The organism is Actinomyces oris, from assembly GCF_001929375.1.
Classification (GTDB): Bacteria; Actinomycetota; Actinomycetes; order Actinomycetales; family Actinomycetaceae; genus Actinomyces; species Actinomyces oris_B.
Map to the genome: position 1 here is coordinate 19,298 of NZ_MSGO01000008.1, position 21,663 is coordinate 40,960.

A 21,663-nucleotide genomic window follows, 5' to 3' on the forward strand; every position below is an offset into this window, starting at 1 on the left:
CCGGCGCGCCCCGGTCAGTGCGAGTCGGTCCCGGAGCGGTCGGTCCCGCCCGTCTCGCCGGCGTCAGTGTCCTCTCCGGTCCCGCCGGCCCGGCCCGCGTCCTCGGCCTCATCGCCGCTGCTGGCGTCATGACCGCCGGCGGGCTCCTGCGGGTGGTGCTTGCGACGGCGGATGTCCTGCTCCAGGTCCCTGAGGAACTCCGGGTCGTCGTCGGGCGCCATGGGGCGGGCGGGCCGCGGACGACGGAAGGTCGTGCCCTCCCGGGAGGACCACACGGTGGGCTCGACGTAGCCGCCGCGCTCCTCAGCGGCCTTGACCCGCGAGACGATGATCCAGGCGATCGGGCCGATGGTCGGGAACAGGACGACCAGGGTGATCCACAGGTACTTCGGCATCCGCGCCGGCATGCTCTCCTCCGGCGTGCGTGCGCAGTCCAACAGGGCGTACAGCGTCAGAGCGAACACCAGGATGATGAGGACGATACGCATGGGCCAACCCTAACCGAGCCGGAGGCCCCCGCAGGCCCCTCACCTGCCCGAACCCTCCCGCCGCCACCCGCCTCATCCCCAGCCGGCCGGGGCCGTGGCACGATCATGCCGTGCCCGCCCCGCCCGCCCTCCGCCTCCTGACCGGCGGAACCGCCCCCGACGACGTCGCCGCCCTGCGCGCAACCCTCGCCGAGCGCCTGGCCCTGCGCGGCCTGCTCACCCGTCACGATGGCAGCCCCGCCCCCGCCGCCGAGGAAGAAGAGGACCGGACCGACGCGCGTCCTCCGCTGCTCGTCCCCATCGGCCCCGGGGAGGACCCCGATCAGGTCCGCGCCGACCTGGCCCGTCGCATCTCCTGCATCCCGGCGCGCACCGACCTCATCCTGCGCACCTCCGGCTCCACCACCGGCACCGGTCGGCTCATCGCCATGAGCGCCGCCGCCCTGATGACCTCCGCCCGCGCCACCCACGCGCGCCTCGGCGGCCCGGGAACCTGGCTCCTGCCCCTGCCCGCCCACCACGTCGCCGGCCTGCAGATCCTCATCCGCTCCCTGGAGGCCGGAGCCGAGCCCGTCGTGGTCGACACGAGCGCAGGCTTCAGCCCGACGGCGCTCGCGGACGCCCTGAGCTCGGCGCGCCCGTCCACCGGGACGGCCGCCTCCCGGCTCTACGTCTCCCTGGTCCCCACCCAGCTGGTGCGCGTCCTGCAGGACCCGCAGGCCGGCCGGGCCCTGTCGGATGCCGACGCCGTCCTCCTGGGCGGCGCCGCCGCCGACCCGGCGCTGCTGGCCCGGGCCCGAAGCCGCGGCATCACCGTGGTCACCACCTACGGCATGAGCGAGACCGGCGGGGGCTGCATCTACGACGGCCGCCCCCTGGAGAGGGTCGAGATCACCATCCAGGCCCCCGACGCCGAGGGCGCCGGCCGCATCCTCATCTCCGGTCCGGTCCTGGCCGAGGACTACCTCCAACCCCCCGGTCGCAGCCCCGATGACGGCGAGGGCTTTCACTGCAGCGGCGGCAAGCGCGTCCTGGCCACCTCCGACCGCGGCCGGCTGCACCCCGACGGGCGCCTGGAGGTTCTGGGCCGCCTGGACGACGTCATCATCACCGGGGGCGTCAAGGTCGAGCCCCGCCACGTGGAGGAGGCCCTCACCGGTATCGACGGCGTTGCCGAGGCCTGCGTCGTCGGCCTGCCCGACGAGCAGTGGGGAAGCCGTGTCGTCGCCGCCGTCGTGCTCGAGCCGGGCGGGCAGCCGGGCGGCCCGAAGCGGTGGGACGGCGCCGCCCTGCGTGAGGCGGTCCGTGACCGGCTGGACGGTGCCCACGCCCCCAAACGGGTCGTCGTCCTGGAGGCCCTGCCGCTGCGTCCCAGCGGGAAGGTCGACCGGCGCGAGGTCGCCCGGCTCCTCGCCGCAGCGCTGGTAGGGTCACTGCCGGCCACTTCAGAGGATCGGAGGAAGCCGTGAGCGGCGAGAACGGCGAACACACCCAGGACAGCGGCCCCCGCGCCACCAGCTGGGGGGAGGTGGTGCGTCTGCGCACCCTGCCGGCCGCCGTCGCCCCCGTCATCCTGGGCGCCGGGGCGGCCGCCGCGATGGGGGATCTCTCAGTGGGGCGGAGCCTGCTGGCCGCGGGCGTGGCCCTGGCGCTGCAGATCGGCTGCAACCTGGCCAATGACTACTCCGACGGCGTGCGAGGCACCGACGACGATCGCACCGGGCCGCCGCGCCTGACCGCCTCCGGGCAGGTCGCCCCCCGCACCGTCAAGCTCGCCGCCTTCGGCTGCTTCGGGATCGGAGCCCTCCTGGGACTGGCACTCGTGGTCCTCAGCGGCCAGTGGTGGCTGCTGGTCGTCGGAGCCGCGGCGATCGCGGCCGCCTGGTTCTACACCGGCGGCTCCCACCCCTACGGCTACGCCGGCCTGGGGGAGGTCTTCGTCTTCGTCTTCTTCGGCCTGGTGGCCACGGTGGGCACCACCTACGTCCAGGCCGGCACGGTGCCGGGGTGGTTGTGGCCCTCGGCCTGCGGGATCGGCCTGCTCGCCTGCTCCCTGCTCATGGTCAACAACCTGCGCGACATCGACACCGACCCCGCCCACGGCAAGATGACCTTGGCGGTCCGCCTGGGGGAGGGGGGCGCCCGGCGCGCCTTCTCCCTCATGCTTCATACGCCCCTGCTGCTGGGGGCCGTCGCCCTGGTGTGGGCGCGCGAGACCGGATCGGCCAGCCCCGTCGACGGCGGGGGCCACATCAGCCCGCTGCTGACCCTGGTCATTGCGCTGGCGGCGCCGCTCCTGCTTCTGCCACTGGTGCGGCGGGCCACCGCGCCGGTACGCTCCGGCGCCCGGGGGCGCGATCTCATCGCCTCCCTGCGTGACGCCGGCCTGATGGAGCTGGCCTACGGCATCGTCTTCGCCGCAGCCACCGTCATCATCACCCTGTGAGCCCGGAGTGCGGCGGACTTGGACCGCACGAGTCGAGACCTCGAGCGGTCAACGAAGGACATCGGCAAGGTGCTGGTTCCGGCACGCTGGATCGAGCGACGATTCCTCGTCTTCACCGCGCTGCGCAACCCGGGATACATCCTCCTCCATCTCTTCTTGTTCCTACCCCTGACCGCAACCGCAGGATTCGCCGTCGGAGTTCTTCTGGTACTGACAGGGGCGTCCAGTGAGCCCATGACGGGCGCCCTCTGGTGCTCGGTGGCCTGGTCGCAGCCTCTCTCATGGCCTACCGACTGCTGAGCTTCACCGTGTTCAACGCCTCGGGCGTGCACATCTTCCGGTTCATCGGATGCTGGTGGTGGCGCACCGACATCCCCTGGGTGGCCTTTCGCGAGACGGCGCGTGTGAACCTTGACAGGGGGCTCAACACGAGTGACGGCTTGACGCCTCCCGACACCCACAACTCGGCGCTGCATCTGACGACCATGGAGGAGTGGACCGGGTTCGTCGAGGCCGGGGTGGTTCTGGGTGATCGCTCTGTTCCGGTGGCGGGCCTCCCGCTCACGGACCGTCTGGCGCTGGCCGAGGCCTTCGAAGAGCAGCACTACTCCTGGCCGCTTGACGAAGCATCGACGATCGTTCCCGGATTTGTGCGCCAGTCTCACCCCGATGGGCGGCGTCAGGAGGCTCAGGAGCGCATCGCCCGCGACTGTCGCGCTCTTATCGAGTGGGCGGAGCAGAAGCAGTACCTGCCCAGGCGCCTCTACCCCTTCGAGTCCTACCCGGGTTTTCTTCCCTGGTAGCTCGAAGCTCGAGACCTACGTGTGGGCCAAGCGGCCGGAGGCGGCGTTCGCCCCGTGGCCGGTACTGCACGAGGGTTGGCTGAGGGGAAGAGGTCTGGAGGGGCGCTGGTGTCCACGGTGCTGACATCAACTCCGCACCGGCGTTGCACGCCGAGGAGAAACCGCAGCATTCCAACGATCCTCGCCGAGTGCACTGACGCCGGACCCGTTGATGTCAGCGCTGTGGACACTGAACCGTGGACCTGACCGACTCTGCGGGGGGCATAGTGGCGGAGCCCAGCGCCTCACCCGGGGCCGGCCGCACTTTCCCTTGCGCGGACCTCTTCCGGCTCCCGTGCAGGGGCCCGGAGGTCATGGTTCGACGTCCGGCTCCAGCCCGCTCCCGTCCCGAGTCGGCCTACTGCACGAGGACGGGGGTGTACTGGCTGAGGGGTGTGCGTACTGCACGAGCCCCCGGCCCCCGCGGAGTACACCCGAGCCTCACTCAGTAGCGCCCTGCCCTCGTGGAGTACTGGCGGACGCCGACCACCGCACCTATGAGAGACGTACCAAGCCTTGAGGGCTCAGCGGGCCGGTTCGGCGTCGAGCGGAGCCCACGGGTCGGGCTGGTGGGTGATGCGTTGCGCACGTCCCGGCGCACGAGCAGACCGAAGGCGGTCCCCTGCTTCAGCGGGGTGGACGGCGTGGGGGTCTCCGGGTGTTGGGAGCATGCGTGGGGACCGGGTCGGTGGACGGCTTGCAGATCGAACGGTGTCTTAGTCGTCCGTTGTCCACCGACCCGGCCTCCCGGAAGCCTGGCATGGGAGGTGGCCGGGCCGCAACGTTGTCATCATCCTCTCCGCTCGTCTCCGCTGCGACGTGGCGAGCCTGCCGTCCGGACCCGTGAGCTTGAGGCCGGCGAGGGCCTCGCCGCAGTCGGTGCTGCCACGAGGCCCTCGCCAGACGGGTAGTGCAGGTTTATCGGCTCAGTTGCCGCCGCCCTGCTGGCCACCCTGCTGGGTGCCGGCGCTGCTGTCCGCACCGCCCTGCTGCTGGCCCGGCTGCTGCCGACCACCCTGCTGCTGACCACCGGGCTGTTGGCCGCGGGGCTGGTGGTCACCCTGAATGGAGCCGCCCTGCTGCTGTTCTCCGGGCTGGTTGTCACCGCCGGGCTGCTGGCCACCCTGCTGGTTGTCACCACCGGGCTGCTGGCCCTGGGGGACGGTGGGCTGGGCGCTTCCGCCATTGGTACCACCGGTCATCTTGCTGTCAGCGCTGGGCGTGGCGGCACCACCGTCGCTGGTCTTGCCCGCGGTCTGGTTGGTAGCGGGAGTGGTCGAGTCGCTCGAACCGGAGCCCGAGCAGGCTGCCAGACCGAGTCCGGCGGTGACGATGAGGAGCGAGGTGGCGAGGGTCTTGGCACGTGTAGCGGTGAATCGCATGAGATCTCCTATGCGGTTGCTGGTGCAGTATCAGTGCGGGATGGCCCGCTCTTGCGGGTCCGGAGACGCCGTCCTCCATGGAGCTCGAGGAAGAACCCGACGACGCCCGTCACGAGTGATGATCGTCATAGACGGCTATGTGGTTGTTCGACAATCCCCGTTGCCGATGGCTCCGAACCTCTTTCGAGACTAGCAACAAGAAACGGACCGAAAGGGTGAATTATCGTGACAACCGTCTCGAGTCTGGTGGCCATCGGGCTGCTGGGAGGGCTCATCACGGGTATCTCTCCGTGCGTTCTTCCTGTGCTCCCCGTCATCCTCCTCTCCGCAGGAGCGCAGGGCGCGCGCGGGGATGACAAGGAGGTCGACGGCGGTTTCGCCTCCCGCTTCCACCCCTACCTCGTGGTGACCGGCCTTGTGGTCAGCTTCACGGTCTTCACGCTCCTGGGATCGACCCTGCTGAGCCTGCTCCACCTGCCGCAGGACCTCATCCGCTGGATCGGCATCGTCATGCTCGCCCTGATCGGCCTGGGCATGATGGTCCCGAAGGTCATGGAGATCCTCGAGCGCCCCTTCGCGCGCTTCCAGCGCTTCGGCGGCTCGAAGAGCCCCTCCAACGGCTTCCTCCTGGGCCTGGTGCTGGGGGCCGCGTACGTGCCCTGCGCAGGCCCGGTCCTGGCGGCCGTCGCCGTCGCGGGCGCCACTGGACGGATCGGCGCAGACACCGTCGCCCTGGCCGTATCCTTCGCCGTCGGCACGGCGATCCCGCTGCTGGCCTTCGCCCTGGCCGGACGCGGCATCACGGAGAGGATTCGCGCCTTCCGCACCCGCCAGCGCGCCATCCGCGTCACCGCAGGCGTCGTCATGCTCGGGTTGGCCGTGGCACTGGTCCTGGACGTCCCGGCCGCGCTCCAGCGCCGCCTGCCCGACTACACCGCCTCCCTCCAGGCCCGCACCGACGACCTCCTCCACGGTGACTCCTCCTCCGGGGCCTGCCGTCCCGGAGCCACCACTCTCGGTGACTGCGGCCCCCTTCCCGCCATCGACGGCGCAGTGGCCTGGATCAACACGCCCGGCGACCAGCCCCTGACCCAGCAGAGTCGCGCCGGCAAGGTCACCCTGGTCGACTTCTTCGCCTACTCGTGCATCAACTGCCAGCGCTCGGTCCCCGGCATCGAGAAGCTGCACGAGACCTACGCCGCCTCCGGACTGCAGGTGATCGGCGTCCACTCCCCGGAGTACGCCTTCGAGAAGGAGGTGGACAACGTGCGCGGCGGCGTCAAGCGCCTCGGCATCACCTACCCCGTGGCCGTCGACTCCAACCTGACCACCTGGACCAACTTCGACAACCACTACTGGCCCGCCCACTACCTGGCCGACGCCCAGGGCAACGTCCGCCAGACCCATGTCGGCGAGGGCGGGGAGGCGGCCACGGAGAAGCTCGTCCGCGAGCTGCTCACGCAGGCCAACCCGAAGGTGTCCCTCCCCGCCCCCGTCTTCTCCGAGGCGAACGACGACGCCGGTACGAACAGCCCCCGCAGCCCCGAGACCTACCTGGGCTCGGACCGGGCCTCCGGCTTCGCCCAGGGGACCCTCCAGAAGGGGCGGCACACCTTCTCCTTCCCCTCCCGCCTCCAGGCCGACACCTTCGCCCTGGACGGCACGTGGAAGGTGGAGCCGCAGTCCATCGCCCCGGCCGAGGGCAAGGGCCGCCTGCGCCTGTCCTACCGCGGCAAGCAGGTCAACCTCGTCGTCTCCGGCGAGGGGGACCTGACCTGGACGGTCAACGGGAAGACCCGCACCGCCCACGTCTCCGGCGTGCCCAACGGGATGGAGCTGGTCCGCACCGAGGAGGTGGGCTCGGGTGAGCTCGAGCTGGAGGTCTCGCCCGGGCTGCAGCTGTACTCCTTCACCTTCGGGTGACTCGGCGGTGAGGGCGGGGATGACTCAGGGGACGGTGCGATGAGCCTGGCGACGCTGGAGGCGCGGGCCGGGACGCGCACCGTCTCCGCCCGCGGTCTCGCCTACCATTCCCCTGTGACAAGCAGCAGTTCCGCAGGCTCTGAGGGGGAGTGGATCGCGCAGGTGGCCGACGGCGACGCCGACGCCTTCGCCCGCCTCTACGATGCCTGGTCCTCCCGGCTGTTCGCCCTGATCCTCCAGATCGTCGTCGATCGTGCCCAGAGCGAGGAGGTTCTCCAGGAGGTCTTCCTCGAGGTGTGGCGCACGGCCGGCTCCTACTCCCCGGCGCGGGGCAGCGTCCGGGCCTGGCTGGTGACCATGGCCAGGCGCCGGGCCATCGACCGGGTCCGCTCCTCCCAGTCCTCCCGGGACCGGGAGAGCCGGTGGCATGACTACATGCCCGACGTCGACCAGACGGTCCAGCAGGTCGAGGACAGGCTCGTGGGCGAGCAGGTGCACCGGGCGCTCGAGGCGGTGGGGGAGCCCTACCGCTCCACCATTGAGCTGGCCTACTTCACGGGCCTGACCCACCGCGAGATCGCCCGTCGCACGGGCACGCCGCTGGGAACAGTCAAAACCCGCATCAGGGACGGAATGGCACGGTTACGACGAGAGCTGGGGGTGCAGTCATGAGCGACCGCGACAAGACTCACGAGGACGCCATCAACGGCGACGCCGATGCGCGAGGCGCCGAGGGCCTCGACGACGCGCGGAGCGGAGGCGGCGTCGAGCTCTTCGACGACGAGCTCGACTCGGAGACGGCCGCCCTGCTGGGGGCCTCGCTGCGGCCCGTGGCCCCGCCGGCCGCGACCCGCGCCTCCCTTCTGGAGGCCATCGCGCGCGAGCCTCAGACGGAACGGGCTGACGGTGACGGCGACTCGGCGGGCTCCTCGGTCGTCAGCCTCGATGCGCGCCGTCGCCGCTCCACCTGGCGCACCGGCCTGTTGCGGGCGGCCGCGGCCGTGGTCCTGCTCGGCGTCGGCATCGGCGTGGGACGCTGGAGCGCGCGGGGCGCGGTCGATGAGGCCATGGACTCCATGGCGGCGACCCAGCACTACGCCCACCTCAACCAGGCTCAGGACGTCCAACGGGTGACCGACACGATGCCCGACGGGCACGTCGCGACCCTCACCTGGTCCCGGGACATGAGCATGACCGCGCTGACCCTGCCGGCCGCCATGAAGGATTCCGCCGGTGGGCGCAGCCTCCAGGTCTGGCTCAAGGAGGGGGAGACGACCACCTCGCTGGGCGTCTACGACCCCCGGGACGGGGCCGGCTTCTCCTTCCTGGACATCATGCCCAAGCCCGGCCAGCAGATCGTCATCACCATGGAGCCGGCCGGCGGATCGGCCCAACCGACGACGCCGCCCCTGGTCACCCTGCGAGTGAGTGAGGACGCCGGCCATGCCGGCACCGCGACCGGCTCACCGAGCCCCGCACCCTCGGCCGACCCCACCGGGGACTCCGCCTAGCGGCGGACCGAGGGGGCGCGGCGAGGCATCACAAGCACCCGAGTTGTGATGTAGATAACAGTAAAGTCGCCGTGAGGGGGATGGTCTCGACGCTGACGGACGTCAGTGCCTCTGAGGCGATTCCCCGTCATTCCGCGGTTTCTGGAGGTCCGGCGGAAGTGGTGGGCGACGGGGCGGTCGTCGTCGCGATGAGCGGAAAACAATGAGCACTTCTTTTCCCGACTCCGGTGGGAATCAGTGGAGAATTCCGAGGGCGTGAACTCCCTTTCAGAACATTCTCTTCATGTCGATTCCCGCCACGATTTTGAATGCCTTCGATATGTCGACCGTGAGTCCTCAAACACGGTCACGATGACGGCTCAGGGTCAGAAGTAGTACGGGAATGGCGACCAGTCGGGGGAGCGGCGCTGGAGGAATGCGTCGCGCCCCTCAACGGCCTCGTCGGTCATATAGGCCAGGCGGGTGGCCTCGCCGGCGAAGACCTGCTGGCCGGCCAGGCCGTCGTCGGCCAGGTTGAAGGCGAGCTTGAGCATGCGGATGGCCTGCGGGGACTTGCCCGCCACGGTGGCCGCGTACTCCAGGGCCCGCTGCTCGAGCTCGGCGTGGGGGACCGCCTCATTGACGACGCCCCAGCGCTCGGCGGTGACGGCGTCGTAGGTGCGGGCCAGGAAGAAGATCTCGCGGGCCCGCTTGTCCCCGACCTGGCGGGCCAGGAGCGCGGAGCCGTAGCCGGCGTCGAAGCTGCCGACATCGGCGTCGGTCTGCTTGAAGCGCGCGTGCTCGATCGAGGCCAGCGACAGGTCGCACACGACGTTGAGGCTGTGACCGCCGCCGGCGGCCCAGCCCGGGACGGCGGCGATGACGGCCTTGGGCATGGTGCGGATGAGGCGCTGAACCTCCAGGATGTGTAGTCGGCCGGCCCGTGCGGTGTCGAGGCGGGCCTGGGCGGCGGCGACGTCGGCCTCGTGGCTGTAGGCGCGGTCGTCGGCCTCGCCTGCGGCAGTCGGGGGCTCCGGCGAGGTGTCCGATGCCGTCTCCCGCTCGTAGCGGTAGCCGTCCCGGCCGCGGATGCGCTGGTCGCCGCCGGAGGAGAAGGCCCAGCCGTCGTCGCGCGGGGAGGGGCCGTTGCCGGTGAGGATGACGGCGCCGACGTCGCCGCTCATACGCGCGTGGTCCAGGACCCGGTAGAGCTCGTCAACGGTGCGGGGGCGGAAGGCGTTACGCACCTCGGGCCGGTTGAAAGCCACCCGGACCACTGGCAGGTCCCGGAGCCAGGCGCCGTCCTCGCCCCGGACGCAGCCCCTGTGGTAGGTGATGTCCGTGAGGACCCCCGCCCGCTGCCGGGAGGGGTCCGTACCGGCCTCGGCGTGGGGGAAACCGGACACCTCCCGCCAGCGGGCGGGGGAGAAGAGCTCTGAGACTCGGCGCGGCAGCGGGTGGGCGGTGGTGGCGTTCATGGCCTCAGCGTAGGGCCGCCGGGGCTCGTCCCGCCCCAGGTGCCGGTGCGGTCGCCGTGGCCCTCAGTTCCCCAGGGCTGCGGCGATGAGCTCGGTGCGCGAGGTGTGGCCGAGGCGGTGGAGGACCTCGGAGACGTAGATGCGCACGGTGTTCTCAGAGATGCCGAGCTTGCGGGCGATGCGCCGGTTGGTCAGCCCCTCCAGGAGGCAGGTGTAGATGTCCTGGAGGCGGGGCGGCAGCTCGTTGACCAGCGCCTGGATGCGGGCCTCCGCGGTGGCGCGTTTCTGCTCGGACTGGTAGGCGCTGACGAGCATCTTCGTGGGGCGTGAGGACATGACGGGCTCGCCGCGGCTGGCGCGCAGCAGCGCCGCGGCGACGTTCTCCGTGCTCTCGTCCTTGGTGATGAAGCCGTTGACGCCCTCGGCCAGGGCCTCGGCGAGCATCTCGTCGCGACTGAAGACGGTGAACATGACGATGGGCATCCTGGGGAAGCGCTCATAGATCGCTCTCGCGGTCTGGGCACCATCCATCTCCGGCATGTCGCTGTCCAGCAGGACGACGTCGATGGGCTGCCGCCCGGTCATGAGCAGGCTGATGGCCTGCCGCCCGCCGGAGGCGGCGGCGACGACGGTAATGGCCCGCTGCGAGTCGAGCTGTTCGGCGAAGGTGGTGCGAATGAGCGGGTCGTCATCAACGATGAGGACTCGCAGGGAACGCAGGGTGTGACTAGGCATAAGCGGCTCCGTCCGGTGGCGACATGAGGAATCTCGCATTAGTGGTTGGTGTGGCGATCTCGTTCCAGGGGAGGCTGGCGAGAACGGTCCAGGAGGCTCCGATCCGGTTCGAGCTCAAGGAGCCCCCGGCATTCTCGAACCGGTCCTGGAGAGCCCATAAACCGTACCCCCCATGCATCTCCTCGGGCACCTTCTGATCATGCCAGGGTGAGCTGAAGCTGATGAAGAGGGTGTCCTGCTCCTGCTCCACGATGAGGGAGGCAAGATCGTGGGGGGAGTTGTACTTGAGGGCGTTGAGGGTGTTCTCGCGGATGAAGGCGACCAGGAGCCGGCCGAGCTCGGAGCGGTGCAGTGCCGGAATCCTCTCGATGCCGTCGAGGTCGGCGTCCAGAACGATCTCGCGCTGAGCCAGCGTGGAGACGCTGGAGTCGATGATCTCCTGAAGGGTGGGCTCCTCCTTGGGCGGCCCCTGAGAGACGGCGAGGTTGTGGATGAGCAGGCGCAGGTGGGCGAGGGCCTGCTGGGTCCGGTCCTGCAGATCGAGGACTCGGTCGCGGTCATCACCGTTGGGGAGCCTGATGGAGCGGGAGATGATGAGCATGCGGGTGAGATCGGCGGCCAGGTCGTCATGGAGGCTGTCGGCGATGTCGCGGCGCAGCTGCTGAATGAGCTCGGCGGCGATCTCCTTGGAACGCTCCGCCTCCCGCTGCATCTCCTCCAGGCGGTCTTTGGTATTGCGGATCAGGACTCCGAGGGAGGCGAACAGGGTTCCCCAGAATACTGTCCAGACTGTCACGGGAAGGATGGGGATCCCTGCAATGAGCTGCGCCAGAAAGAACACGGAGAGCTGAATAAGGGCGAGTTTGGGTTTCCTGGCTGCTAGGAGATCGGCAACTATGACGTATACAAGAATCCATGCCCATGATAGCTGTGATTCCGATGCATAAAAGACGACGAGGAGCGTGGTGGAAAAAGTGAACATCCCGAGTCGTCGATCTTTTGCGTAGACATATGGAAGGAATGAGAGTATCTGGAAGATTTCCCCAAGAATGATAGAGCTTATGTTGGCTCTGAAAGTGATGTAGGTGTAGGTGTCTAGGAGGATGAGGGAGGCTATAACTGAAATGAGGATGGCTCGCCTCAGTCGCGGCAAAAACCTCTGGTGTCGCATCCAGAGTCGTGAGAGAAAACTGCCGTTCTGCATAGTCCTTGAGGTGAGTGCTGAAACTGCGGTTGGAGCTTATCTCGAGTGCTTGACGGTGGAAAAATGCTGTCACCCCTAAGGGGTGAGCTTAGGGGTGACAGCGCGTGAAATTATCAGGAGTACCAGCGGTTCATCTTCCTGTCGCACCAAGCACTGGGGGGAAAGATGCACCAGTCGGGGCGGGGCCTCAGGAAGGCGCCTGCTGAGTCGTCGTGTCGCGCGGGGGCGGTGGCCGGTGCGGCGCTGGCCGGCGCGGCGAAGCCCGCCAGGAGCAGGGCGACGAGGGAGATGCGGACAACAGATTTCATGGAGAGAACTCCTGTCTCAAGGGGATGTTACGAACAATTTATCTTACCATTCCAGGGGTTCGCGCCAACTGCGTTCTTCGCCGTCCCGGTTGATTCTTCGCTCAACAAAACCTGTTGACGGTCAGGGTGCTCAGAGCAGCCGGCGGGCCCCCGGCCCCGGCCTGGTGACGATCACCGCGGCCTGCTCGACGCCCGGCTCACGGTCCCGGTAGGTCCCGATCCACTGCGCGGCGAAGGCCTCAGCGTCATCGGCCCGCACCAGGGCGTACACCGACCCGCCCCACCCGGCGCCGAAGGAGGAGGCGCCGAAGGCACCCGCCTGGCGGGCCAGCGACACCATGAGCCGGGTCCGCGGCACCTGGTTGCACAGGCCGCGGTCGGCCAGCTCCTGGGAGCGGTGGAGGACCTCACCCACGCCCGGGTCGGCCGCGGCGATCAACCGAGCGCCGGCGGGAACCAGGACGAGGGACTCGATGAGGAACTGCTCGATGCGCTGCCTCTCGTAGCCGGGATCGCACAGCCCCAGCAGGTCCTTCAGGGCCGGGTCGCCGGCCGCCTGCTCGCCGGTGGCCTCCCCGACCAGGTGCCTGACCGCACCGGCCAGGGAGGCATCGCTGCGCCCGGTGGTCTCATTCCACCTGGCCAGCACCGCCTGGACGGTACTCGGCCCGCGGTTGTAGTCCTCCAGGGCCGCACCGGTCTTGTGGGCCAGCACCCCACTCACACCGACGACGAGCGCCCACTGAGCGGGGAAGGAGATGGTCTGATCGATGCGCATCGGGTCGAATCCGGCCAGGAGCAGCCGATCCTGGGCGCCGCACAGCATACCGGTGTGGTCCTCGCTCCCACCGCGGGTGCCCACCCCGCTGGTCCCCGACAGGTCCCGCCACGCCCGTCCGCCCTCCACGGCGGCGAGGTAGCCGGCCAAGGACAGCCGGTCGGGCATCGACTCGATCCACCGGGGATCCTCGTCCCAGCCGTTGAGGGAGGCCAGGGCCAGGGCCGTGGCGCACACCAGCGCGGAGGACGAGCTCATCCCGGAGGCCGGCGGCAGGTCCGAGGAGATGGACAGGTGGGCCGCGGTGCCCGCCCCGAAGTTGAGGGTGAGGCGGTCCAGCACCGTCTGAAGGTAGCGGCCCCAGTGACCCGGCTCCAGACCCGGGTCCACCCCGGCACGCAGGGTGACCGGATCACCGCAGTCCGTGGTGGCGGTCAGGGTGGCGGGCGGCCCCGCCACGCGACGCGCCCGCGCCGTGATCGCCCGGTCGACGGCGCCGACCAGGACCGAGCCGCCGGCGTAGTCGGTGTGCTTGCCCAGCACCTCGACGCGCCCGGGCACCCGCCAGGCGGTCTCCTCGGGCGCCTCACTCGTCGCCCCGTGCGTTTCCCGGTTCACAGCGCCACCTCCGTCCCGGACAGACGGGCCTCGACCTCGGCGATGTCCTCACGCCGCGACAGGTCCAGGACCCCGCCGGTCGCCGCCAGGACCGAGACCGGAGCGGGCAGGGCGCGCACGGCGTCGACGATCTCCAGCTCGCCGCGCGGCGAGGGGGTGATGCGGCGGCAGGCGGCGAAGATCTCAGGGGTGAACCGGAAGGCGTTCATCGACACCGGGGCGTGGGGCCCGGCGGCCCGGATCACCTCCGCCGAGGGCTTCTCCACGATCTCCTCCAGCGCCCCGTCACGGGCGCGCACGAGGGCGAAGGCGGCTATCCGCTCAGCGGGGATGTTGGACTCGGCCACCAGGGCGGCACGGTCGAAACCGGCCAGGGCGTTGCCCCGGTGGCGGGCCAGGTCGCGCAGCACCTGACGGGGGTAGTAGTTGTCCCCGTTGACCATGAGGAGGGGCTCCCCGCCCACGGCGGCCTCGGCGGACAGGACGGCGTCGGCCGTCCCCAAGGGGTTGACCTGGACGGCCAGGTCGATCGTGAGCCGGGTGAGCTCCAGGGAGTCGACGTGACGGCGGAAGTCCTCGTGCTCGGGCCCCACGACCAGGACGGCCCGCTCGATCCCGGCGTCGGCCAGGGCCGAGAGGCTGTAGTCGATGAGCCGGTGCTCTCCGATGGGCATGAGGGCCTTGTAGCCGCTGGCCGCGGCCGTGGCCTGCTGAGAGGTCAGGCCGGAGCCGGCCGGGCTGCTCGCCCGCATGCGTGTGCCCAGGCCCCGGGCCAGGACGACGGCGACACGGGTGCGCTCCGCCGCTCCGCTCACCGTCTCAGTGATCGCGTCTGTCATGGGTTCCTTCCTCCTGCCCGTCTCAGGCGTCCAGGCCGTAGTGGCTCGCGACGGCGGCCGCGGTGGCCCGGGCCTCGTCACCGGTGGGCATCTCGGCGAAGACCCGCAGGAGCGGCTCGGTGCCCGAGAAGCGGATCGTCACCCAGCCGCCGCAGGTGAAGTAGACCTTGCAGCCGTCCTCCCAGGAGACGCGCTCGACGTCGTGGGTGAAGGCGGGCAGGTCGTGGGCGGTGAAGATGCGCTCCTCCAGCTCGGTGCGCCGCTCGGAGGTGAAGCCGTAGGCGTTCTCCACCATGACGAGCTCACCGTACCGGGCCACGATGTCGGCGTAGAGCTCGGAGAGCCGCTTGCCCGAGGCCGCCACCGCCTCGACCAGCAGGGAGCCGGCGTAGACCCCGTCCTTGCCGGGGATGTGGCCGCGCACGGTCAGGCCCCCGGAGGACTCGCCCCCGATGACGGCCCCGGTCTCGGCCATCTTGGCACTGATCCACTTGAAGCCCACGGGCACCTCGTAGCAGACCTGCCCATGGGCGGCCGCGACCCGGTCCAGCAGGTGGGTGGTGGACATGTTGCGCACGGCCGGCCCCGACCACCCCTTGCGGGTCAGCAGGTAGTCGTAGAGCAGGACCAGGACCTGGTTGGGGGTGAGGTAGGCGCCGGTGTCGTCGATGATGCCCAGGCGGTCCGCGTCCCCGTCGGTGGCGATGCCCAGGTCCGCGCCGGACTCGACGACGGCGTTGCGCAGGGCGGCGACGGTCCCCTCGGTGGGCGAGGGCATGCGGCCCCCGAACAGGGGATCGTGGCGGTCGTGGATGACGTCGACCTGGCAGCGGGCGGTCAGCAGGATCGTCTGCAGGCTGGTCTCGGAGACCCCGAACATCGGGTCCAGCACGATATGCATGTGGGCGTGGCGGATGGTCTCGGTGTCGAGCTTGTCGATGATGGCGTCCAGGTACCAGTTGATGGAGCGCTGGACGGTGACGAGCTCGCTGGAGCGGGCCTCATGGGGCTCGACGCTGCGCACGTCCGCGTCCGTCAGGCCCTGCACGGAGGCGGTGAGCTCGTCGGTGACCGCCAGGTCGGCGTCGCGGCCACCGGGCAGGAAGATCTTGATGCCGTTGTACAGGGCTGGGTTGTGGGAGGCGGTCACGGCCATCCCGTACGCGGCCCCCAGGCGGCGCACCGTCCACATGGTGGTGGGGGTCGGGGAGGGACGGTCGATGAGGGTGACCCGGATGGCGTTGCCGACGAGCACCTCAATGGCCCACCAGGCGGCGGTGTCGGACAGGAAGCGGCGGTCATAGCCGATGACGACGCCCTGCTCGGCCGTGCCCTCCTCAAGGATACGGTTGGCCAGCCCCTGGGTCAGGAGCCTGACGTTGGCGCGGGTGAACTCATCGCCGATCACGGCTCTCCAGCCGCCGGTGCCGAAGTGGATCATGGGGGTTCCTCTGCTGAGGCGCCGCTGCCCGGGACGGGGCGACGAGATGGATAGGGGGGTGGTGAGGGAGGAGCGCTGGGGGCGGGAGGGGCTCAGCCCTTGACGGCGCCGGCCGCCAGGCCGGACTGCCAGAAGCGCTGCAGGCCCAGGAACAGCACGATCAAGGGGATGACGCCCAGGAGAGCGCCCTGGAGGAGCGCCCCGTACTGGGGGTTGAAGTAGGTCGACATGCCGTAGAGCCCCAGGGTGACGGGCTTGAGCTCGGCGGAGTTGATGGTCATCAGCGGCAGGAAGAAGTTGTTCCAGGTCGCCACGAAGATGAACAGGAAGATGGTCACCATCGCCGGCGCGAGCAGCCGCAGCACGATGGTGAAGAAGATACGGATCTCGCTGGCCCCGTCAATGCGGGCGGAGTCGATGATCTCGTTGGGCACCGAGGAGTCGGCGTAGACGCGGCCCAGGAAGACCCCGAAGGGGCTGACCGAGCACGGCAGGATGATCGACCAGACGGTGTTGGTCAGGTGAACGGCGTCGAGGACCAGGTACAGCGGGATGGTCAGCAGCGCGATGGGCATGAGCAGGCCGGAGAGGATGACGACCTGGACGGCGCCCCGGCCCGCGAAGTCGAACTTCGCCAGACCGTAGCCGGCCGCCACCGACAGGAGCGTGCCCAGCACCCCGGCGACGGTCGAGTAGAGCAGGGAGTTGAGGATCCAGCGCCAGAAGAGCCCCTGGGTCCAGCTCATGAGCGCGCTGTAGTTGGCGGAGAAGCCGTTGCGGCCGGAGAACCACCACCCGGAGGTGGTCAGCAGGTCGGAGTTGGACTTGGTGGAGGAGATGATGAGCCAGTAGACCGGGCCGAGCATGTAGGCCAGGACGATGACCAGGACCGCGATGGTCAGGGCCCGTGCGGGCACCGACGGGCGCAGCGAGCGAGGAGTGTCGGTGGGCTTCACTTGTCGATCCTGTTCTGCACGAGGGCGTAGAGGGCGGCCAGGGCGCCGGCCACCAGGGCGATGAGGACGGAGATTGCCGAGGCCGGGCCCGAGCCGGAGGGCGAGAGCGCACCGGTCATCGAGTTGTAGGCCATCATCATCGGCGTGTAGTCCAGCCCCATCCACTGGTTCTGGCTGTACAGGACGGTGGGCTCGTTGAACAGCTGCACCGTCCCGATGATGGAGAGCAGGACCGCCAGCAGCGAGGCGGAACGAACCATGGGGATCTTGATGCGCCGGACGATCTGCCACCCGCTGGCCCCGTCGATGCGGGCGGCCTCGTAGAGCTCACGGGGCACGGACTGCAGCGCCGCCAGGAAGATGAGCATGTTGTAGCCGGTGAAGGTCCACGTCGTGATGTTGGCCATCGACCACAGGATGATGCTGCGGCCGAAGAAGTCCACCTTGAGGCCCACCAGTCCCAGCAGCTCATTGATGGGGGAGAAGCTGGGGTTGTACATGTAGAGCCACATGATCGCGGCCACGATGCCGGGGATCGCGTAGGGCAGGAAGAAGCCCAGGCGGAAGACCGTCACCCGCTTCACCGGGAGGGAGTCGAGCACCAGCGCCAGGGCGAGGGCCGCCAGGATCATGACCGGGACCTGGACCACGCCGAACAGCAGGACCCGCCCCAGTCCCTTCCAGAAGGCGGGCTGACCCGCCGCCTGGACGTAGTTGTCCAGGCCCACGAAGGTGCTCACCTTCTCCCCGCCGCCGTAGAGGTCCGAGCCCGAGGCGACATCGCGGAAGAAGGACCGGTAGACCGACACCACGATCGGAATGAGGAAGACGACGGCGAACATGGCCAGGAACGGGGCCACGAACCCGATGCCCGCCCGGGCCTCCCTACGCTTTCGCAGTGAGGTGGTGCGGATGGCGGATGCGCCCTTGGTCGTTGTCGTCGTGCTCATGATGCTCTCACTTCGATCGTGGTGCCGGTGGCTGCCCGTGGGCCGTGCTCGAGCGCCTACTCGGCGACGGGCAGGTTGGCGTCCTTCAGGGAGCTGACGGAGGTCTTCTGGGCCGCCTGGAAGATGTCATCGACCTTGCCGGTCCCCTTCCCGGCCGCCTCGGCGGCCTTGGTCATGGGGTCGGCCAGGGAGGGCCAGGTCGGCATGAAGCCGAACGTGGAGTTCACGGCCGCGTTGGCCTTGGTGAACTCGGTGTAGACGTCCTGGCCACCGAAGAAGGTGGAGATGGTCTGCGGGGTCTTCACCGGGGCCTTCGCGGTCAGGACCAGTCCCTGGGTGGCCAGGTCATCGACCTGGGTGTTGAACCAGTCGTTGAAGGCCATGGCCCCCTCGGGGTTGGAGCAGCCCTTGAGGACGGCCACTCCCGAGCCGCCGTCGGGACCGGACATGGCCTTGTCCCCGAAGGCGGGCAGCTGGGCGACCGCCCAGGACCCGGCATTGGGGGAGTCCTTCATGGTGTCGGCCAGGAGCGCGCCCTCCCAGGCGGCCCCGATGGTGCCGATGAGCTGCTGGTCGACCAGCGCCTTGCCGAAGGAGTCGTCCCAGCGGTTGGCCACGAGGGCCGTCTTGGAGTCCAGGACCCCCTGCCAGAAGGAGGAGACCTTGGCGGTCTGCGGGCTGGAGACGTTGACCTTCCACTTGTCGTTCTCGGCGCTGAACCACTGGGCACCGGCAGCGGCCGCCTGGCCCGCCAGGGTGTTGGGGGCCTCGTCGGGCTCGAAGGCCAGGGCGTACTTGCCCTGCTCGGCCGCCTTCTTGGCGACCTCGGCCAGCTCGGCGCTCGTCGTGGGCACCTTCAGCCCGAGCTGGTCGAAGGCGACCTTGTTGTAGAAGTAGACCAGAGGGCCGGAGTCCTGCGGCAGGCCGACGACGGTCTTGCCCACGGTCATCAGCGACATCGACCCCTCGGAGAAGTGCTCTTTGTACTTCTCGGCCTGGGCGGAGACGTCGGTGAGCAGTCCGGAGGTGTAGAGCTTGGGGATCTCGGCGTAGCCGACCTGCGCCAGGCAGGGGCCGGTTCCGGCCTTGACGTCGTTCTCCAGCTTGACGTTCATGTCCGCGGCCTTGCCGTCGAACTTGGTGGCCTCGACCTTCATGTCGGGGTGAGCGGCGTTCCAGCGGGCCACGATGTCGTTGACCTTCGTCATCCCCTCGCCGTCGGGCAGGCGGTGCAGGTAGCGGATGACGCCGCCGGAGGAGGCCGAGCCGGATGAGCCGGTCGTGGCCGAGCAGCCCGCGGTGAGCATCGCGAAGGCGAGCAGCGAGGCGGCCAGTGCGTGTTTCTTCATGGGAGTTTCCTTCTTCGTCATTGAAAAGGCCCGGCGTCTGCCGGAAGGAGTGGGGACGCGGCGGGGCGGTGACGTGGAGCCGTCGATGCTGCTGGTGCCGTCGGTGCGCGCCCGTGAGTGGAGCGTGGATATGGAACGGGGGTGCTCACTGCGAGGCAGCGGTGAGCCACTGGTGCCCTCCTTCCTCCAGGTGGACCGTCCGGGGGCCCTGGGGCGTCGGCACCGTCGTGGTGACGGGCTCCAGGGAGTTGTTGATGACGAGGGTGGTGCGGCCATCGGGGTAGGCGGCCACCTCCACCCTGGGGTCGAGGGCCGCCCAGGCGGAGAACTCCTCCTGGCGCCCCGCGGCCCAGAAGATGGCCCGGTGCAGCAGCCGGGAGTTCTGGGCGCTGTAGGGCAGTCCCGTGGCGTACACCGTCCGGCCCCGACCCAGCTCGTGGACCGCGAGGCGGACCTGGCCGTCGGCGGCGTCGAGCACCCGGGTGGCGGGACTGGTGACGACGATGTCGGGGGTGCCCTCGCCGTCGTCGAGGCCTCCGGTCAGGTCCCGGGTGATGAAGTGCTCCTCCACCTCGGGCGGACGACGGCGCGTGCTCAGGCCCCAGCCGATCTCCCGGTCGACGCCCAGGACGTCGGCGAGCTGGAAGGTGACCCCGTGGGCGGGGTGGGCGCTGGGCGCCCCCACCCCGATGAGGCCGCCGCCGGCGGCCACGAAGGAGCTGACCGCGGCCACCAGCTCCGCATCCGCCCACTGCTCGCCCCCGGAGAAGGCGGTGCCCTCGGCGCCGGCGCAGATGAGGACCTTCACGTCCGGGGCCAGGCCGGCGCGCACGTCGTCGAAGGACAGGAACTCCGCGTCCACCGGCAGGCCCGATAGCGCCTCGAGGACCCCCAGGTAGGTGTAGGTCTGGCGGTACCACAGGGCGTGCGCGACCATATGCGTCATCCAGGAGCGCAGGCGGCCCCAGGAGTTGACGACCGCGACCTTGAAGCCGGGGGTCCGCGGACGCTGCCCCGCGGAGCGCTCGTGGATGGCGCGGAACTCCGCGACGATCTGCTCGACGCGGTCGATGAAGTCGGGGTGCTCGACGGCCAGGGACAGGTAGCCTCCGTAGCCGATCCGGTCCAGGGGGGAGCGCACGATGGCGCGCCGGGCCTCCAGCCAGCTGCGGTTGGCCTCGGTGACGGGGTCGCCGCCCGGGTGGAAGACATCGGGGAAGAAGTACGGCAGGAAGCGGCCCTCGGTGTAGCGCACGTGCGGGATGTCGGCGATCATCCGGCAGGTCGCCCCCGATCCGACCGAGCCGACGACGGCGTCCAGGCCGGTGGTGGCGAAGTGCTCGCCGTAGGGCTCGGCGCCGATCCAGTTGTCGCCCAGGAACATCATCGCCTCCTTGCCCTGGGCGTGGACGGCGTCGGTCAGCTCGCGCACCCGGGAGCACACGAAGCGCTGCTGGAAGTCGATCCAGTCGCGGAAGGCGCGGGTGGGGACCCGGAAGGGAGAGTTGTAGTAGCCGGCGTCGACGAAGTCCTCAGCGGTCAGGCGGTAGCCGTACTCCTCCTCGAAGGCCTCCAGGGCGGGAACGCTCACCGAGGCGGAGTAGCCGAACCAGTCGACGAAGCGCTCGGTGGCGTCGGCGCCGTAGACGAGGGTGAAGTGGTAGAAGAAGGTGGTGAAGCGGACCACGTCCACCTCGGGGTGCTCAGTGAGCCAAGCGCTCAGGTGGGCGCGCACGTGGGACCACGTGGCCTCGTGGCGCACGTCGAAGGGCTTCTCCTTGACGCGCGTGGGGTCCTCGTCCCAGCCGTTGGTGAGGTAGTTGTACATCTGGGTGGGGTCCCAGGTCTGGATCGCCAGGAAGCTGACGGTGTAGACGTGCCCGGCGAGGGCCTCGTGCACGGTGACCGTGCGCCCGTCGGCCTCGATGCTCCACGCGCAGGCGGGCAGCTCCTCACCGGTAGTGCGGTCGTGGGCCTGCCACCAGCGCGTCACGTCGCAGTCGGTGTCGGGGCGGACCTGGTCGGCGAACCAGGAGGCCAGCAGGTTGATGCTCACGGGGCCGTCAGCGGTGGCGGCGACCCGGTCGGACATGAGGAAGATCCGGGTGGCCTCCTGCGGATGGGCGTCGGCCCAGGCGTTGTCGCCGCGGCCCACGAAGTAGGTGGAGTAGACCCTGGTGGCCAGCTCCGAGACGATGTCGGGCAGCTCGGTGCCGTCGGAGTTCCGCACGGCGTCGGCACCCAGGCGGGCGATGAGGTGGCGGACCTCCTCATCCATGCCGGTCTGGATCGGCAGGGTGAGGCGTCCCCTCGCCTGAGCGGGGAGCGGCGCCGCGGGCTGGGTCTGGAGAGACATCAGCACTCCTTCGGGCTGAATAGTCTGAACTCCGAACAAACTACAGCATATGCCGCCCGTCTGCTACTGATGAGGCGGTT

General features: G+C 69.6%; 19 protein-coding genes. 6 read left to right on the forward strand and 13 right to left on the reverse strand.

The window, feature by feature from the left end; translation table 11 throughout:
* Nucleotides 1-14: 14 nt before the first annotated feature.
* Nucleotides 15-488 carry a PLD nuclease N-terminal domain-containing protein gene (locus BKH32_RS02170; RefSeq protein ID WP_075248422.1) on the reverse strand — a complete coding sequence of 158 codons (474 nt, stop codon included), beginning with the start codon at nucleotides 486-488 and terminating at the stop codon, nucleotides 15-17.
* 110 nt (nucleotides 489-598) lie between these two features.
* On the opposite strand from BKH32_RS02170, the gene BKH32_RS02175 reads away from it, so the two are divergent.
* The 3 genes from BKH32_RS02175 to BKH32_RS02185 all read left to right on the forward strand — a co-directional run bounded on the left by BKH32_RS02175 (nucleotide 599) and on the right by BKH32_RS02185 (nucleotide 3,737).
* Entirely contained in the window at nucleotides 599-1,957 is a 1,359-nt protein-coding gene (locus BKH32_RS02175) for an AMP-binding protein (protein WP_075248423.1), read from the forward strand.
* Complete coding sequence (locus BKH32_RS02180) at nucleotides 1,954-2,934, forward strand: 1,4-dihydroxy-2-naphthoate polyprenyltransferase (protein ID WP_075248424.1); 981 nt, start codon at nucleotides 1,954-1,956, stop codon at nucleotides 2,932-2,934. Before BKH32_RS02175 ends, BKH32_RS02180 begins: the two co-directional genes overlap by 4 nt.
* A 281-nt stretch (nucleotides 2,935-3,215) precedes the next feature.
* Nucleotides 3,216-3,737, forward strand: a complete 522-nt coding sequence (locus tag BKH32_RS02185; RefSeq protein ID WP_256690466.1) for a hypothetical protein — start codon at nucleotides 3,216-3,218, stop codon at nucleotides 3,735-3,737.
* Between the two features lie 965 nt (nucleotides 3,738-4,702).
* Here the strand turns inward: BKH32_RS02185 and BKH32_RS02190 are convergent.
* Nucleotides 4,703-5,158, reverse strand: coding sequence for a hypothetical protein (locus BKH32_RS02190; RefSeq protein WP_075248425.1), 456 nt, complete (start codon nucleotides 5,156-5,158; stop codon nucleotides 4,703-4,705).
* Between the two features lie 225 nt (nucleotides 5,159-5,383).
* Between BKH32_RS02190 and BKH32_RS02195 the strand changes: the two genes are divergently transcribed.
* The 3 genes from BKH32_RS02195 to BKH32_RS02205 are packed head-to-tail and all read left to right on the forward strand — an operon-like array spanning nucleotide 5,384 to nucleotide 8,592.
* Nucleotides 5,384-7,081: a cytochrome c biogenesis protein CcdA gene (locus BKH32_RS02195; RefSeq protein WP_075248426.1), complete on the forward strand. Its 1,698-nt coding sequence runs from the start codon at nucleotides 5,384-5,386 to the stop codon at nucleotides 7,079-7,081.
* A gap of 39 nt (nucleotides 7,082-7,120) precedes the next feature.
* Entirely contained in the window at nucleotides 7,121-7,753 is a 633-nt protein-coding gene (locus BKH32_RS02200) for a sigma-70 family RNA polymerase sigma factor (protein ID WP_081376657.1), read from the forward strand.
* A complete protein-coding gene (locus tag BKH32_RS02205) occupies nucleotides 7,750-8,592 on the forward strand; it encodes an anti-sigma factor (protein WP_081376658.1) in 843 nt (280 codons plus the stop codon). The genes BKH32_RS02200 and BKH32_RS02205 overlap by 4 nt, the downstream gene beginning before the upstream one ends.
* A gap of 365 nt (nucleotides 8,593-8,957) precedes the next feature.
* Here BKH32_RS02205 and BKH32_RS02210 read toward each other — a convergent pair whose 3' ends face one another.
* The 11 genes from BKH32_RS02210 to gnpA all read right to left on the reverse strand — a co-directional run bounded on the left by BKH32_RS02210 (nucleotide 8,958) and on the right by gnpA (nucleotide 21,583).
* Complete coding sequence (locus tag BKH32_RS02210) at nucleotides 8,958-10,049, reverse strand: 1,4-dihydroxy-2-naphthoyl-CoA synthase (protein ID WP_075248427.1); 1,092 nt, start codon at nucleotides 10,047-10,049, stop codon at nucleotides 8,958-8,960.
* A 63-nt stretch (nucleotides 10,050-10,112) separates the two neighbouring features.
* The gene (locus BKH32_RS02215; RefSeq protein ID WP_075248428.1) at nucleotides 10,113-10,784 is read right to left on the reverse strand and encodes a response regulator; all 672 of its coding nucleotides are present in this window, start codon (nucleotides 10,782-10,784) and stop codon (nucleotides 10,113-10,115) included.
* Nucleotides 10,777-11,580 (reverse strand): hypothetical protein, encoded by an 804-nt coding sequence (locus tag BKH32_RS02220; RefSeq protein ID WP_256690471.1) that lies wholly within the window; start codon nucleotides 11,578-11,580, stop codon nucleotides 10,777-10,779. The genes BKH32_RS02215 and BKH32_RS02220 overlap by 8 nt, the downstream gene beginning before the upstream one ends.
* 521 nt (nucleotides 11,581-12,101) lie before the next feature.
* On the reverse strand, nucleotides 12,102-12,296 hold the full coding sequence (locus BKH32_RS02225; RefSeq protein ID WP_075248430.1) for a hypothetical protein: 195 nt from the start codon (nucleotides 12,294-12,296) through the stop codon (nucleotides 12,102-12,104).
* A gap of 130 nt (nucleotides 12,297-12,426) precedes the next feature.
* Entirely contained in the window at nucleotides 12,427-13,692 is a 1,266-nt protein-coding gene (locus BKH32_RS02230) for a galactokinase family protein (RefSeq protein ID WP_075248431.1), read from the reverse strand.
* The gene (locus tag BKH32_RS02235) at nucleotides 13,689-14,531 is read right to left on the reverse strand and encodes a sugar phosphate nucleotidyltransferase (RefSeq protein WP_075248432.1); all 843 of its coding nucleotides are present in this window, start codon (nucleotides 14,529-14,531) and stop codon (nucleotides 13,689-13,691) included. The genes BKH32_RS02230 and BKH32_RS02235 overlap by 4 nt, the downstream gene beginning before the upstream one ends.
* A 22-nt stretch (nucleotides 14,532-14,553) precedes the next feature.
* On the reverse strand, nucleotides 14,554-15,972 hold the full coding sequence (locus BKH32_RS02240; RefSeq protein ID WP_075248433.1) for a phosphoglucomutase/phosphomannomutase family protein: 1,419 nt from the start codon (nucleotides 15,970-15,972) through the stop codon (nucleotides 14,554-14,556).
* A 92-nt stretch (nucleotides 15,973-16,064) separates the two neighbouring features.
* Nucleotides 16,065-16,928, reverse strand: a complete 864-nt coding sequence (locus BKH32_RS02245; RefSeq protein WP_075248434.1) for a carbohydrate ABC transporter permease — start codon at nucleotides 16,926-16,928, stop codon at nucleotides 16,065-16,067.
* The gene (locus BKH32_RS02250) at nucleotides 16,925-17,878 is read right to left on the reverse strand and encodes a carbohydrate ABC transporter permease (RefSeq protein WP_075248435.1); all 954 of its coding nucleotides are present in this window, start codon (nucleotides 17,876-17,878) and stop codon (nucleotides 16,925-16,927) included. Before BKH32_RS02250 ends, BKH32_RS02245 begins: the two co-directional genes overlap by 4 nt.
* 56 nt (nucleotides 17,879-17,934) lie before the next feature.
* Nucleotides 17,935-19,227: an extracellular solute-binding protein gene (locus BKH32_RS02255; protein ID WP_081376659.1), complete on the reverse strand. Its 1,293-nt coding sequence runs from the start codon at nucleotides 19,225-19,227 to the stop codon at nucleotides 17,935-17,937.
* Between the two features lie 145 nt (nucleotides 19,228-19,372).
* Nucleotides 19,373-21,583, reverse strand: a complete 2,211-nt coding sequence (gene gnpA, locus BKH32_RS02260) for a 1,3-beta-galactosyl-N-acetylhexosamine phosphorylase (RefSeq protein WP_075248437.1) — start codon at nucleotides 21,581-21,583, stop codon at nucleotides 19,373-19,375.
* Nucleotides 21,584-21,663: the final 80 nt, after the last annotated feature.